The organism is Neisseria weaveri (assembly GCF_900638685.1).
Taxonomy (GTDB): domain Bacteria; phylum Pseudomonadota; class Gammaproteobacteria; order Burkholderiales; family Neisseriaceae; genus Neisseria; species Neisseria weaveri.
Map to the genome: position 1 here is coordinate 145,068 of NZ_LR134533.1, position 14,631 is coordinate 159,698.

At 52.6% G+C, this 14,631-nt stretch carries 12 protein-coding genes and 1 CRISPR repeat array; of the genes, 5 read left to right on the forward strand and 7 right to left on the reverse strand.

Annotation, left to right across the window (positions count from 1 at the left end):
* The first annotated feature begins 1 nt into the window (after position 1).
* From EL309_RS00765 to EL309_RS00785, 5 genes are all read left to right on the forward strand, one after another.
* The gene (locus EL309_RS00765; RefSeq protein WP_004284598.1) at positions 2-739 is read left to right on the forward strand and encodes a hypothetical protein; all 738 of its coding nucleotides are present in this window, start codon (positions 2-4) and stop codon (positions 737-739) included.
* Position 740: 1 nt separating this feature from the next.
* Positions 741-1,013 (forward strand): hypothetical protein, encoded by a 273-nt coding sequence (locus EL309_RS00770; RefSeq protein ID WP_004284597.1) that lies wholly within the window; start codon positions 741-743, stop codon positions 1,011-1,013.
* A 2-nt stretch (positions 1,014-1,015) separates the two neighbouring features.
* The gene (locus EL309_RS00775; RefSeq protein ID WP_004284596.1) at positions 1,016-2,311 is read left to right on the forward strand and encodes a hypothetical protein; all 1,296 of its coding nucleotides are present in this window, start codon (positions 1,016-1,018) and stop codon (positions 2,309-2,311) included.
* A 142-nt stretch (positions 2,312-2,453) separates the two neighbouring features.
* On the forward strand, positions 2,454-2,567 hold the full coding sequence (locus tag EL309_RS00780; protein ID WP_004284595.1) for a Com family DNA-binding transcriptional regulator: 114 nt from the start codon (positions 2,454-2,456) through the stop codon (positions 2,565-2,567).
* A 71-nt stretch (positions 2,568-2,638) separates the two neighbouring features.
* On the forward strand, positions 2,639-3,475 hold the full coding sequence (locus EL309_RS00785; protein ID WP_004284594.1) for a hypothetical protein: 837 nt from the start codon (positions 2,639-2,641) through the stop codon (positions 3,473-3,475).
* 145 nt (positions 3,476-3,620) lie between these two features.
* A CRISPR array of direct repeats spans positions 3,621-7,798; the repeat unit is 32 nt; unit sequence GTTTCAACACACAGCCGCCCGAAGGCGGCTGT.
* Between the two features lie 190 nt (positions 7,799-7,988).
* On the opposite strand, the gene cas2 is transcribed toward EL309_RS00785, so the two are convergent.
* The 7 genes from cas2 to cas5c form a co-directional block, all read right to left on the reverse strand.
* Entirely contained in the window at positions 7,989-8,282 is a 294-nt protein-coding gene (cas2, locus tag EL309_RS00790) for a CRISPR-associated endonuclease Cas2 (RefSeq protein WP_004284045.1), read from the reverse strand.
* Positions 8,283-8,360: 78 nt separating this feature from the next.
* Complete coding sequence (gene cas1c, locus EL309_RS00795; protein WP_004284046.1) at positions 8,361-9,374, reverse strand: type I-C CRISPR-associated endonuclease Cas1c; 1,014 nt, start codon at positions 9,372-9,374, stop codon at positions 8,361-8,363.
* A 175-nt stretch (positions 9,375-9,549) separates the two neighbouring features.
* The gene (locus EL309_RS00800) at positions 9,550-10,341 is read right to left on the reverse strand and encodes a hypothetical protein (protein WP_004284048.1); all 792 of its coding nucleotides are present in this window, start codon (positions 10,339-10,341) and stop codon (positions 9,550-9,552) included.
* 36 nt (positions 10,342-10,377) lie between these two features.
* Positions 10,378-10,986: a CRISPR-associated protein Cas4 gene (gene cas4, locus EL309_RS00805; RefSeq protein WP_050793676.1), complete on the reverse strand. Its 609-nt coding sequence runs from the start codon at positions 10,984-10,986 to the stop codon at positions 10,378-10,380.
* Between the two features lie 108 nt (positions 10,987-11,094).
* Positions 11,095-11,958, reverse strand: coding sequence for a type I-C CRISPR-associated protein Cas7/Csd2 (cas7c, locus tag EL309_RS00810; protein WP_004284050.1), 864 nt, complete (start codon positions 11,956-11,958; stop codon positions 11,095-11,097).
* 18 nt (positions 11,959-11,976) lie between these two features.
* The gene (gene cas8c, locus EL309_RS00815; RefSeq protein ID WP_004284051.1) at positions 11,977-13,860 is read right to left on the reverse strand and encodes a type I-C CRISPR-associated protein Cas8c/Csd1; all 1,884 of its coding nucleotides are present in this window, start codon (positions 13,858-13,860) and stop codon (positions 11,977-11,979) included.
* Positions 13,857-14,531, reverse strand: coding sequence for a type I-C CRISPR-associated protein Cas5c (gene cas5c / locus EL309_RS00820; protein WP_040669839.1), 675 nt, complete (start codon positions 14,529-14,531; stop codon positions 13,857-13,859). Before cas5c ends, cas8c begins: the two co-directional genes overlap by 4 nt.
* Between the last annotated feature and the right edge of the window lie 100 nt (positions 14,532-14,631).

Here is a 14,631-nt window from a genome sequence, read left to right on the forward strand (position 1 = left end):
AATGACAATACAATGGAAAAAACCCGTCTGCCAATTAGATTCAGACGGCCTGTATCTCGGACAAAACGAGGCCGATTTAGACATCAACGCCCGCGACGGCAGCTACATTATCCCCGGCGGCTGCATCGACGTGGAGCCACCCGAAAACCGAGACGGCCACGCCGCACGCTGGACGGGCGAGGCGTGGGAGTATATCCCCGACCACCGAGGCAAGACGGCATACCAAACCGCCGACGGCCAAGCCGTGATAGTCGTTACCGCAGGCGGGCTTTCAGACGGCCTCACGTTTACCGCACCGCCGAGCCATTGGCACACATGGGACGGCAAGCAGTGGGCGTTGGCGGAGCAGGATGCCGCCGAGTGGCTGGCGCAGGCCAAAGCGGCCAAGCTGGCGGAGATTAACGCCGCCGCGCAAAGCTATGTATGCCATCTGTCAAAATCCAACGATGTGCCCGAATTTGAGCGGCAGACATGGCCGCTGCAAGCCAACGAGGCTTTGGCGTGGGAACAAGATCCAAGTACAGACACCCCGCTGTTGGCGCAGATTGCCGCTGCACGCGGTTGTGATTTGGACGGTTTGCGCGGCAAGGCGCTGGCCAAAGCCAAGCAGTTTGCCGCCTTGTCGGCAACGGTGGCCGGCCAGCGTCAAGCCTATGCCGACCGTTTGGACGCGGCGCAGGAGGTGGCGGCGGTAGCGGCCATCGAGCCTGTTTACCAATTGCCCCAAGAGGCCGTCTGAAATGCGTAAGCTGTCTTTGGATGTGGCGGCTTATGCCTACCAAGTCGCCATCTCTGCCGACCAGATGCTTAATGCGGTGTTGGGCGGGTTTGCCGACGAGACGCTAAGCAGCCGCATATACCGCAACAGCACTTTGGCGGACAAGCCGCGCCGACGTTGGCGCGCGGCCAAGTGCGCGGTCAATGCCCTGTTTTTTTGGCAGGCCGACCATTGCCGCGGTGCGTACAACAGCGAGCGCGTGCGGCGGCATATGCACGGGCATTTTAAGGAGTAATCATGCCGCCGGTTAAAAATCTCAACTTATATAGAGGCGACACCCATTATTTTGAGTTTGTGCTGTCGGGCTTGGGCGATGTGGGGGGTGCTACGGTGGTGATGGATATTGTGCCGGGCAACGGCGGCCAAGTGCTTAAGCCTAAGCTGACGGTGCGCGGTCAGGTGGTCGAGGTGTTGTTTGATTCCCGGCTTACCCATGACTTGACGTGGCAGCTGGGTAATTATGATATGCGCGCCATTTGGGGCGGCGTGGTCAAAACGATTGCCAAGGGCACGGTCACCATCAGCCAGTCTGTTACGCCGGTATCCGACCGGCTTGGCGAAGGCGGCAGCGTGCGCCGTGAGGCGGTGTTGTTGTCGGCGGGTGAGCCGCCAATCAGTATTTTGCCGGGCTTGTCGCCGGAGGATGCGGAGCAGCGTATTGCCGCCGTCGAGCGGCGGTTGGACGAGCTGGGCGCGGCCGTGGCCGATGCCGAGGAGAGTCCCGAGGTGGCAAGGTTGTTGGATACGGTGCAGCAGCTGCAGACGCAACTGCAGCAAGCCTTGTTAACCGGCAATGCCGATGTCGGCCAAATCCGCCGACAATTGGCGGCGGTCGAGACGGCCTTGGCCCAATCGGGCGGCTTGGAGGCCAGATTGCAGGCTTTGGAGAGCGGCAAGCAGCAGGCGGAAGTGCTGGCGGTCGAGCTGGCCAGCCTTAAGCAGCAGTTGGCGGATAAGGCGCAATCGAGTGCCATTGAAGAGTGCAAACAGCTGATCCGCCAAGCCCAATCCGACTTGGAGCAGCGCTTGCGGCAATTGCAGTCGGGCGGCCAAGTGAGCAGCTCGGAGATTGCCGCGCTGGATCAGCGTGTGCAGCAGCTGGAGACGCAATTGCGCGAGTTGCAGCGGGCGGCGTTGGCCGGCAACCAAGTCGGCAATCCCGAGGCGGTCGCCCAATTGCAGCAGCGTATTGAGGCGGTGGAGACGCAGCTGGCCAAGATTGCGGCGTTGGAGGCGGATATCCAGCAGCTGCGCGGCCGGCTCAACAAGCCCAAGATGGAGCGTATCCACTTGCGGCAGGATGTGTGGTCCAACGGCGGTTATCCGTGGACAACCGTACAGTTTGCTAACAGCTATACCCAGCCGGAGTTGAGCTATCAGATCGTGCACAAGTCTTTAAACGTGAGCTTTTTGGAGCTTAATTACTGTAATTTGACGGGCAGCAGCGTACAAATCCGGTCCAATTTCAAGTTTGAGAGCATTGATGTGGATTATGTGGTGCATTTGACCGTTAGAGAGGGAGCGGACGTGTAGGGATAGAGATAAGGAGGGACGGCGGCGTGCCGGTGTTCGCAGCACCGACACGCCAGCCAAAGCAGATTAAGCCTGCATTGACATCAAGGCCGCCTTGCTTGTACAAGCGGCGGGGATTATAACTTACTTAAGTAGATGCAGTATGATTTTTTATCGCGAGTTGCGCTGTCCTGCCTGCGGCAAATTGTTGGCTAAAGGCAGCGGCAGTATTCAAATCAAGTGCCATCGTTGCAAAAAGATTAGCACTTTCCGTTAGTTATCAAGCAGAGTGTCCGGAGCATCATTATTAACCGTTTGCGAGCACCTTTAAGAGTGCCGGAGGTCGATATGATGCCTAAGTACCACGCTAAGGCGCCCCTCCCTTTTGTGGGGCAAAAACGTAATTTTATTAAGCATTATTTAGGGGTCTTGGATAAGATACCCGGTAGCGGATCCGGCTGGAATATTGTTGATGTGTTCGGTGGCAGCGGGCTGTTGGCTCATGTAGCCAAGCGCATTAAGCCTGATGCCCGTGTTATCTATAATGATTTTGATAACTACGCAGCAAGGGTTAAGGCCATACCTGACATCAATCGTTTACGCCGTTTAATCTCCGGCTACCTTGCGGGCTACGTCAAAAAGCAACGTATACCCGATGACGTCAAACAAGTCATAATCGGGGAGATAGAGCGCTTTGACGGCTACAAATGCCATGTGGTTTTAGCATCTTGGTTTTTATTTAGCGGCCGCCAAGCGGCAAATTTAGAGAGGTTTTATCGCTCCGAGTGGTACTTTAATTTGCCGCTCTCCGATTATCCGGTTGCCGATGACTACTTGGACGGCTTGGAGATAATCCGCCAGTCTTACGAGACGTTGATTCCGCAGTTTTCCGACGACCCGCAAGCATTGTTGGTGCTTGATCCGCCCTATTTATCCACTACACAAGCGGCTTATGCTCAAGACGGCCGCTTCGGCTTGGTTGATTACCTCAAACTTGTCAATCTTGTACGCCCGCCATATCTGTTTTTCAGCTCTACGCGGTCGGAGTTTATCGACTATATTGATGCGGTCGTGTCTATGCAGCTGGATAATTGGCATGTATTTGATCACTCTACCCGGCTAACCGTGCAGGCTAAGGTCAGCAAATATGCCTCATACGAGGATAATCTGGTGTACAAACTTTAGGCGTTTAAAAACCCCGTTTAACCTATCTTTAAACGGGGTTTGTTTTAGCGGATTTTTTGTCACCAGTTTGTTTGTCGGGTGGTGACAAAAAAATCGCTAAATGGTGACAAAACGCGCGCGATGTTACACTGCCGTCGGTATCCGTGTTTCAACACACAGCCGCCCGAAGGCGGCTGTAAACCGTCCATAAAGGGATCGGGGGCTAAAACCTGTTTCAACACACAGCCGCCCGAAGGCGGCTGTTCTTGACTGGCGGAAATGCTGGTTCTGCAATTTCAGTTTCAACACACAGCCGCCCGAAGGCGGCTGTTAAATTGTCTCGGGTTGTATCGGGAAATTGGATGGGTTTCAACACACAGCCGCCCGAAGGCGGCTGTTGATTGCGGCCAATCCGCATCTGCCGTTGGCCGAAGTTTCAACACACAGCCGCCCGAAGGCGGCTGTCCTCCGCGGCGATGGTTAAAAAGCTGAATGAAGAGTTTCAACACACAGCCGCCCGAAGGCGGCTGTGAAGCAACAGGCACATATTACGAAGCATTAGCCGTTTCAACACACAGCCGCCCGAAGGCGGCTGTTCGTTCCAACCAATAAAAGCATATTCGTGTCCGTGTTTCAACACACAGCCGCCCGAAGGCGGCTGTAGGCACAATCGACAGCAACCCGACACCTTTTGTAGTTTCAACACACAGCCGCCCGAAGGCGGCTGTGCGTTTCAAAAATATTTACCAGCGTGCCCTTCAGAATGTTTCAACACACAGCCGCCCGAAGGCGGCTGTATGTGTTTTAAATCAATGTTCCAAATCGCTCTCGTTTCAACACACAGCCGCCCGAAGGCGGCTGTCTGTAAACGGAAAGTCTATCAACAAACCTGCACGAGTTTCAACACACAGCCGCCCGAAGGCGGCTGTACGATTTCATCTGATTCAAATCCCAAATCGACCATGTTTCAACACACAGCCGCCCGAAGGCGGCTGTTTACTCTGAAATACAAAGCCGATGTTCCAAAGCTGTCGTTTCAACACACAGCCGCCCGAAGGCGGCTGTCATAGCAGCCTGATAAAACACACTGGCTCTGCCATGTTTCAACACACAGCCGCCCGAAGGCGGCTGTACCAGAATATCAAGAAAATATCAAAGTTCCTGCCGGTTTCAACACACAGCCGCCCGAAGGCGGCTGTATGTCCGATATCGCCCGTTTCAGGGGAGAGATACAGTTTCAACACACAGCCGCCCGAAGGCGGCTGTCTTTGACGATGAGAGACACCGAAGTCCTTGACCAAGTTTCAACACACAGCCGCCCGAAGGCGGCTGTTGATTGCGGCCAATCCGCATCTGCCGTTGGCCGAAGTTTCAACACACAGCCGCCCGAAGGCGGCTGTGAAGCAACAGGCACATATTACGAAGCATTAGCCGTTTCAACACACAGCCGCCCGAAGGCGGCTGTACAGCAACGTGCAACAGAAAAAGCCAAACAACACGTTTCAACACACAGCCGCCCGAAGGCGGCTGTATTAATTACGAATGCCGATTATTTCTATGACTTTGTTTCAACACACAGCCGCCCGAAGGCGGCTGTCAATAGATTGCTGTCTCATTTCAGACGGCCAAAACCATGTTTCAACACACAGCCGCCCGAAGGCGGCTGTTTAAGCAACAATACATTCAGCGTTTATGACGACATGTTTCAACACACAGCCGCCCGAAGGCGGCTGTAACTTGCAATTTATACAAGCCTGATTCTTGCTTTGTTTCAACACACAGCCGCCCGAAGGCGGCTGTCTAAGGCTTTTGCAAAAAGTTCTTTCTGCTCTTGAGTTTCAACACACAGCCGCCCGAAGGCGGCTGTAAAACGGTCAATGTATTGTGTTCCAATTTCAGGTTTCAACACACAGCCGCCCGAAGGCGGCTGTAAGTTCCATGCTTAAGCCTTTTATGTATCTGCTGTTTGTTTCAACACACAGCCGCCCGAAGGCGGCTGTTCGTTCTGCTTATTCTTTTGTTTTACGTCAACAAAGTTTCAACACACAGCCGCCCGAAGGCGGCTGTTTGTATTTGGGATGACAATCAAGGGGAGCCTGATTATGTTTCAACACACAGCCGCCCGAAGGCGGCTGTTCAACCGCCTCATCGCGGGTTTGGATACCCACCGTGTTTCAACACACAGCCGCCCGAAGGCGGCTGTTCGTCAGAAAAATCATGGATTCGGAGTATGGAAAATGTTTCAACACACAGCCGCCCGAAGGCGGCTGTTTCTCTTTTTCCTAGCTTTATTTATCTTTATCTTTTTGTTTCAACACACAGCCGCCCGAAGGCGGCTGTTCATCCGCATGCCATCCGCCATTTATTCGGCACTGTTTCAACACACAGCCGCCCGAAGGCGGCTGTCTTCCAAGTCCGCAGCCGTCCCGTCTTGATGCAGGTTTCAACACACAGCCGCCCGAAGGCGGCTGTGGCAGCGTCGGCACAGTTTTTTAACCCCGAAACGGAGTTTCAACACACAGCCGCCCGAAGGCGGCTGTTTAAAGGCTTGGCAAAATCGCAATGCCTTGATTTTGTCGTTTCAACACACAGCCGCCCGAAGGCGGCTGTCCTCCGCGGCGATGGTTAAAAAGCTGAATGAAGAGTTTCAACACACAGCCGCCCGAAGGCGGCTGTCCTGTTGACGATATACGTTTTCAAAAAATGCTGGTTTCAACACACAGCCGCCCGAAGGCGGCTGTAAGCTCTTTTGTTTCAGCTTCTGTTAACTCAACACGTTTCAACACACAGCCGCCCGAAGGCGGCTGTCTGAATGTTGCTGAATACTCCGTTTCTTCAGTTTTGTTTCAACACACAGCCGCCCGAAGGCGGCTGTATGCCTTTTTCCTTGTTTGCAGACACGGCAGGCTCGTTTCAACACACAGCCGCCCGAAGGCGGCTGTGGGCGCATGGAAAACGAACTTTCCGACATTTCCGGTTTCAACACACAGCCGCCCGAAGGCGGCTGTACCCTATCATCGGATGCAAGCGCATCAATAAAGTGGTTTCAACACACAGCCGCCCGAAGGCGGCTGTGCGCGACAGTTGGCGGCCTGTGGTGCCGTTTGATGTTTCAACACACAGCCGCCCGAAGGCGGCTGTGGCAAACAAAGTCAGAAAATGCGTCATCGGAATGGTTTCAACACACAGCCGCCCGAAGGCGGCTGTCTTAATTTTACTAAGTTCGGCTGGAAATATGGGGTTTCAACACACAGCCGCCCGAAGGCGGCTGTCACGGCCTGCGAAGTCTTGCAAGAACCTACCTGCGGGTTTCAACACACAGCCGCCCGAAGGCGGCTGTGGCACTTCCGAAAACGTGATTTCCGTCTTATAGGGGTTTCAACACACAGCCGCCCGAAGGCGGCTGTATGAAATCCGCCGAAACACTGGCGGAGAAATACAGGTTTCAACACACAGCCGCCCGAAGGCGGCTGTGTCTTATTATACACACATGGCAAGACAACAACCAACGGTTTCAACACACAGCCGCCCGAAGGCGGCTGTAAATCTGATGAACCTGATATGCTGTTTCCGTCTGGTTTCAACACACAGCCGCCCGAAGGCGGCTGTATCGCGGTAGGGCTTGCTTCTGAAGCCTTCATGCTGTTTCAACACACAGCCGCCCGAAGGCGGCTGTTGGCATAAAGCATTGGTCAAGGCGTGGCCGAAGTGATGTTTCAACACACAGCCGCCCGAAGGCGGCTGTAATTTCCAATTGTTCATTTATGGATGTGTAAAAAATGTTTCAACACACAGCCGCCCGAAGGCGGCTGTGTGATTATTTTGTGAAACTCAATCAAAATGCACTGGTTTCAACACACAGCCGCCCGAAGGCGGCTGTCCCTGCTTCAGGGTGCGGTAAAAACGGCATCGGGGTTTCAACACACAGCCGCCCGAAGGCGGCTGTCCCTGTTGATAACCCCGAATCCGATAAAGGAAACAGTTTCAACACACAGCCGCCCGAAGGCGGCTGTTGCGCAGGACTCAAAACCGCGCTTATGCAAAAAGTTTCAACACACAGCCGCCCGAAGGCGGCTGTTCCATGCATTCTTTTTTGTTCCAAACGGCAGCACCGGTTTCAACACACAGCCGCCCGAAGGCGGCTGTACAGCTCGCAGACTGGATACGTACAAAGCGGATAAGTTTCAACACACAGCCGCCCGAAGGCGGCTGTGCAGGCGCCTTTTTAGATGGTGTCTTGACTGGCGGTTTCAACACACAGCCGCCCGAAGGCGGCTGTGAAGATTCCCGTATATCAGCAATGATTAACAGGGTTTCAACACACAGCCGCCCGAAGGCGGCTGTAGCCTTCTCGGAAACCTTTATCCATCAAGGCTTGCACGGCCCTGATTCGCTAAAGCTCTCCGAAAACGCGAAAAGCGAGTATAACACAGCCTTATTCCGCCACACCCGCTTTCCTAATGTCCTGATTGTTAAAGAACAATCCTGCATCGCTAACCACCCCGCATTTTCATGAGAACCACGGGTTAGCGATTCACACGATCAGCGTATCCTGAAACACGTCCACCGCCGCCTTCGCGCCGTGGTGTTCCACCTTGCGCCGCCATTTGCTGCCCAGATGATAAAAGCGCAGGCTGTCGGTTTCGGGCTGGTAGGTGTCGAGCAGCTTGGCTTTGAGTTTCACCCACTGATCAGGCGTTACGTCGCACTCGAATACCGAATATTGCACGCGCACGCCGTAATCCAGGCAATGCTTGGCGATGCGCCGCAGCCTCGCCTGCCCATCTGCGCCTTCCAGCGAAATATCATAAGTAATCAACATCAACACGCCATTTTCCCTTATTTCTTTTTCAGACGGCCTCAAATATAAGCGGAAAGGCCGTCTGAAGATGCCTGTCTGAAAAACTCAACGCATCAAAAACGGCGGATATTCCGCCAAATCCCCTCGCAGATGCCGCGCCAGCAGCATGGCCTGAATATGCGGCAGCAGGCCGACGGCCACTTCCTCCTGCAAAAACGGATGCACAATCTTTTCCTGCTTTTTCGCCTGCAAGGTTTGAAACAGCAGCTTGCGCGCCTCCGGCTTGATATTCACCGCCCCGCCCGCCTCGGCAACAAAATCCTGCGGCTTAATCTGCCCGCGGTTAATCAGGCTCAACACCAGCCTATCCGCCCACCACGCGCGGAACTCCTCCAGAATATCCTGCGCCAAACTGTCGCGCCCCGGGCGGTCGGCGTGCAGAAAACCCACCTGCGGGTCCAAACCCACGCCTTGCAGCGCGCCGCTGATGTCCTTGCCCAAAATGCTGTACACAAACGACAGCAGCGCATTCACCCCGTCACGCGGCGGTCGGCGGTTGCGTCCATCGAAAGCAAAACCGCTGTTTTCGCGCAGCAAATGGCGGAACACGCCGAAATAACGCGCCGCCGCATCGCCCTCAATCCCGCGAACCTTGTCCAAACACTCCGCCCGCTTCAACTGCTGCAAAGAAAAATTCAACGCCGTTACCGCCGCCAACACCTCCGCATGCTCGCCATGATTACGCAAACGCCGCTGCAACACCCGCTTGGCCGACTGAATCTTCGCCGCAATAATATGCCGCGCAATCGGCACAGGATTCTGCTCCGACTGCCGATACTGCGCCCGCCGCAACAACACATTACCACTCTGCCGCCCCTGCAAACGCCCCAAAAACCGCCCGTTCTCGGTAAAAAACGCCAAATTCACATTGTTTTCGCCGCAAAAACCCATCAAAAACGGCGACACCAGCACATTGCCGAAACAAAATATATGCCCGATCGCATGCACCGGCAACTGCGCCACCTTCTTGCGCTCCTGCTCCACCACCAGCGTTTCCCGCTCCTTATGCAGATAACTGCCTTGGGTGGTGATATAGAGCGTGTTTTGCAGTTTGCGCATGATAAAAACTCCTCGGATTTTGAGCGCACTCTTAGGGATTGATGCTTAGGCTACCTGAAACAGGGTAGGTCGGATTCTTGAATCCGACATTTTCAAATTTATCGCAATAATTTGAGACAACGAAAATATCAAACATTTGTCGGATACGAGTATCCGACCTACACCAACTACATACTTAGCTTAGAATATCAGCATTTTGTTGAGCTATATTTATAGTTTCTACAACCTGTACTGGTCTAGATAAACTTTTTAACTGCATAACGTCATTTTTTATTGCGTCAAATTCACTACCAGATTTGGATATTAAAATATGTAACGGTATTTTACCTTTCCCAGGCGAATTTCTATATAATCCAACTAGCGCTTTACTATCAGTTAATATTATTGACGATCTAAAATAACCTTTTGAGTACATATAAATTTCAAAATTATGCTTTGAATATCTATCTGAAAAATTTTTTATCTCCTTGACAGCTTGATCAATTTTATTCTTATATGAATTAATATCATCTTTACCATTAGCATGACACAGAAGTTTAGCTGCATCAGATTCCCCATCTAACAAAATAAATGTAGTGGTCATACCTTCTTTTTCAAATCTATTACATAAATTTTCAGCATTCTGCGTAATGAAAAACTTTCCATCATTCATGGCTATAATAAATACTTTTGATTCTTTAAAATCAAGTGATTCGATACTTCCATTTTCTAAAATAGAGGCAATTCCAACTTCATTAGCTTTTTGAAGAAGTGGTATTTCATTAAATATGAAATCCTTAGTTTCCTTTTGCAGAAATTTAGATATAGATAGAGCTGAAAAAAGAGCTATCCCAATATTTGACGATAAACTAGTCCACATATTATTTTCTTGAAATAACAAAGGAACAATTATAGACATCACAAGTAACGCTACTATTCCCCACAGAGACAGTTTTTCTAACCATAAATTAATAGGCTTTTTATTCATTTAATTATCCTATTTAAAATAGAAGTAACATTTACCTTATTCCACTCTAAACAACCCCGCCACATACCCCACCGACCTATCCTTCTCCACCAACTTCGGCTGGCAAACCTCAATCAACGAACAGGCTTTACAGCGTTTGCCGTATTCGGGCGGCGGGGTGGTACCGCTGTCCAGTAGTTCGCGCACATTGCGGATAACGTCCAGCGTTTCCGCCCTGAGGCCGTCTGAAAACACCACCGGCACGCGGTGGCGGGTTTGCATGTACCACAATGCGCCCTCTGCCACCGTTTGCCCGGTCATTTCCTCCAGGCACAGGGCTTGGGCGCAGAGCTGGATTTCATCGAACGGCTCGGGCTTGGGTTTGCCGCGTTTGTATTCGACGGGCTTCAGACGGCCTGTCTGAATATCGCGCTCGACCATATCCAACACGCCGTGCACACCCAATTTTTCCGCCGACACATGCACGCTGCGCTCGAAGCGCACGCCCTTGCGCGTTTCCGGCTCGCCGCCGTCCACCCGCTCATGCAAAGCGCTGCCTTGTGCGGTCAAATAGTTCTCCGCCCATACTTGTTCGTTATGAATCAAGGCACACTGGCGCGGGCAAAAGGCGTAGTGTTGCAGGGCGGAGAGCGGGATGCTTATCATGGTATTTTTTCTCATTCATAAGCGCTTATTGCGGTAAAAAACATCTATATTAAGCGCTTTATATAGTGTGTTTTTACCATTAATAAGCGCTTATTATGAGAATTTTTATCACAGAAGTTCTTCTACGGTTACCCCCTTGAGGCCGTCTGAATGCACACTAATGCGGTAATCGCTGAATGCAGCAGCGGGTGTGCCGCTTTCGCCGTGGATGCGCTCGACTTTGACGGCTTCAAACAGTTTATGCGCGGGTTCGTTGCCGAGTGCGCTGTCGTGTTTAAAAACAATGAGTTTGCGGGCGGCCATTTCACCACGGGCGGCGGAGCGGTCGTGCTCGAACATGAGCCTTAAGGCGTTCCACAGCTGTTGCAGGTCTTCATCGGAGAAGCCGGTTTTGGCGGCAAGGTTGGCGGAAACGAAGCCGTGCACACGATAGAGTGCATAGGGGACGATGTATTTGCGCCCCATGGTGCGTTCTTTTTCGAGGTCTTTTTCGTTGGTTACGGCCATGCGGGTGATGGAGACTTCCAGCGGCACGATGGGGTCGACGGATTGGGCGAAGGCGAGCTGCACGGGGCCGCGCACTTGGCCGCTGTTGACTTCAGTGGTCATCACTGCACCGAAGGTACGGATATCGAAGAAATTTTTGCACATCCATGCGGTGATGTCGCGGGCTTTGGCTTCGTCTTTGGGCAGCTTTTTGGCTTCGGATTCGATGCCGAGGGCTTCATAAGCGCGTTTGTTTTGCAGGTTGAGCACGCTTTTTTCTTTCACGTAAATCTCATAGCCCGCTTGGTTTTCGTTGGCCAGCTCCACAAAGTTGCGGATTTTGCGCTTCAGGCACACATCGGTTACCAAGCCTTTGCTGGACTCGGGGTCGAGGCGCGGCATATTGCCGGCGTCGGGGTCTCCATTGGGGTTGCCGTTGGTTACGTCGAAGAAAAACACGAATTCGTAGCGGTTTTGGATACTCATCACTTTATCTCCTTGGATTTATTCGTCTTCAGAATCAGATTCTGTCTTCAAATGATTGGCCAGCTCAATGTCTTCAGGAACATCTCCACCTTCTTGCTTGCTGTATTTTTTGAACCGCTGTTGGTAATAACCAATGACAAAACGGCCTTGTTCTTCCAGCGATAAATGGCGGGGGAACGGGGTTTCAGCATCAAAAACGCTGACAATTTCCCCAACTTTGTTTTCCAGCCAATTGGCCAGTTTTTTAGAATCTCCTGTTACCCATTTTGCTTTTTTACCTTTTCTCAAGCCGGAGATGTGGGTACGGTAATTATCCAAAAGCAAGGGGAAAGTGCTGTGCGGCGAACTGGAAGCACCGCCGTAAAATTTATCTCTCACACCGGCATTCAACTCCCCCAAAGCAGATGATTGCGCCAATTCGATAATGGCAAACAAACGCCCCAAGCGGTACGGAATGTCTTGAGTTTCTTCATTAAGCCCCATATCAAACTCCTCTTTGCATAAATTGTTACGTTTTAAAACCGATTTAATTACCGCTACCCGCAGGCCGCTAATGAAGCCGTCCGAGCGGATACGGCCAATCATGCGCGACAGCATGGTTTGCGGATAATGCCTGCCCGTTAAGATGGCACGCATGTATTCCCCTGCCAATTGCGGCGGAATGTCTTTGCTTTCCGACTTTTTCAGACGGCCGTCGGCTCCTTTGCGCTTGGGCGTGGTTTCCAGCAATATCCGCCAAACGGAAGGCGGTTTTGCACCCCATACAGGCGGGTTAATCGACAAATCATCGCGATGTTTTTTGATATTTTCCGCCAGCTTGCCAAACGTGGTATCCAGCCAAAAACGGATGGAAATGCGCGAAGCATTGGGTGCCAAACCCAAAATATAAAAACGGGTTTGGTCGTCCAAATTCGGATCGATTTCCCGAAGCGGGCGGCCTTTGACCACTTGCGCCAAAACATCGAAGATTTTCTGGTTTTCCTGCTCATCGTCGGGCGGTGTCATCGCGGCGGCAAAAAAACCTTCCGCTGCCTCAGCTTGCTCGGGCGTGGCGGCTTCTGCCCAGAAAACGGTGCTGGCATCGCCGATGGTCAGGCAATGGCCGTTTTCACGGCGCAGCAAGTAATTGAGTGCGGTGGTATAGGCAAAGGCAGACACTTCCGACACCGGCGCATTCGCACCCTGCTCTTTGCCGAAAGAAGTAAACGATTCTTTATTGAACGAGATAATCGAGCCGCCCGAACTCTGCCCACCGAACACGCCCTTAATCGCCGGATGCAGCCGCGCAATCGGTGCTTGTTCGCCGCTTACCAAACACAAACCCTGCTCCGCTTCATCGTTTTTCAGACGGCCTGCCCACAATGCCTGTGCCGCTTCGCGCTGATGGATATAGCCGCGCGTGCCGTCCAATCTGAACACCACGTTGGCATCGAGCATGTCAGGCAAACATGGCGGATGGGCAAATTGCTCGGGCTGCCAGCGTTCCAAAAAACGGCGCAAGGCCAGCAAGCCCTCGTCTTGCGTGTCTTTCAGAGCTTCCAAATGCAGCTCACGGAAAGCGGCAAAGGTTTTTTCAGACGGCACAAATGGCTGTTCTTTGGCAGTAGCCTTGTCTTTATTGGCTTCCACGCCCAGCGCATAGGCGGTTTTGTCCCACAAAAAATTGGGCTTCACGCCTGACGTTCGCTTTTCAGGACGCGGCACACTCATCAAGCGCGGCTGCGGCTTTTTGTCGCCTGTGAGATGCGGCACCACATCCACCAACAGGCCGTCTGAATCCAACACCAGCACCCAGCCGATTTTTTCTTCGCTAAACCCATAAGGCGGCACTTTCGGATTACCCGCCACATCGTTTTCAGTGGCTAAACGGCGGTAATAACGCGCAAGAGAGGTCAAAATCATTTTTTCACCTCCTCAGCAAAAAACGGCGGCACTTCAACCACCCCGTTTTTCATCTCCGCACGGAAAAAGTGCGGCAGATTGCTACCGTCGAAATCAATATCGTGCAACATCCAGCCCAAATCGCGGTCGCGCTCGTTTTCAGGTAGCGCCGACTTCGGCAGCGAATCCTCATCCACCCACGCAAAATGCGCCGGAAACTCGCGCACGCCCATGCAAGGCTGCTGGAAGCACTGCCCTTTTGCGGCGCGGCGTTTAAACATCTCGATATGCTTGGCAATCGTTTCGCCCTCGCCCGCCCGCGCAGTTAACACCGCATGTGCCTCAATCACATAGGCCACATCTTTCAACACCGTCGCCGCGCGCTGCTGACGGTCATCCTCAATCAGCGCATACAAATCTTCTACACTCTTGCGCCGCATCGCCCCGCTGACCTTACTGGCCGAAATCTTGCTGCCCAACTCATTGCGCCGCACCGACTCGAAGCGAATCGGCTTCAATACATGAATGCGGTCAATCACCCAACGAATCGCCGGCTTCCAATGCACTGCGGCCAAAATCCCTCGCGCCGCTGAGGGCGTCATCACATCGTAAGAGACACGCTCTACCTTCATCTCAGGGCGGGTAAAGCAGGCGTAGTCGCCCCAGATGTGTAAGCGTATTTTGTTTGCCATGCTGGCTCCTTTTACACACAGCCGCCCGAAGGCGGCTGACTTTCACTTTAAACTATCAACTTTAGTTTCAACCCACGCAGCCCGAAGGCTGCGATACATT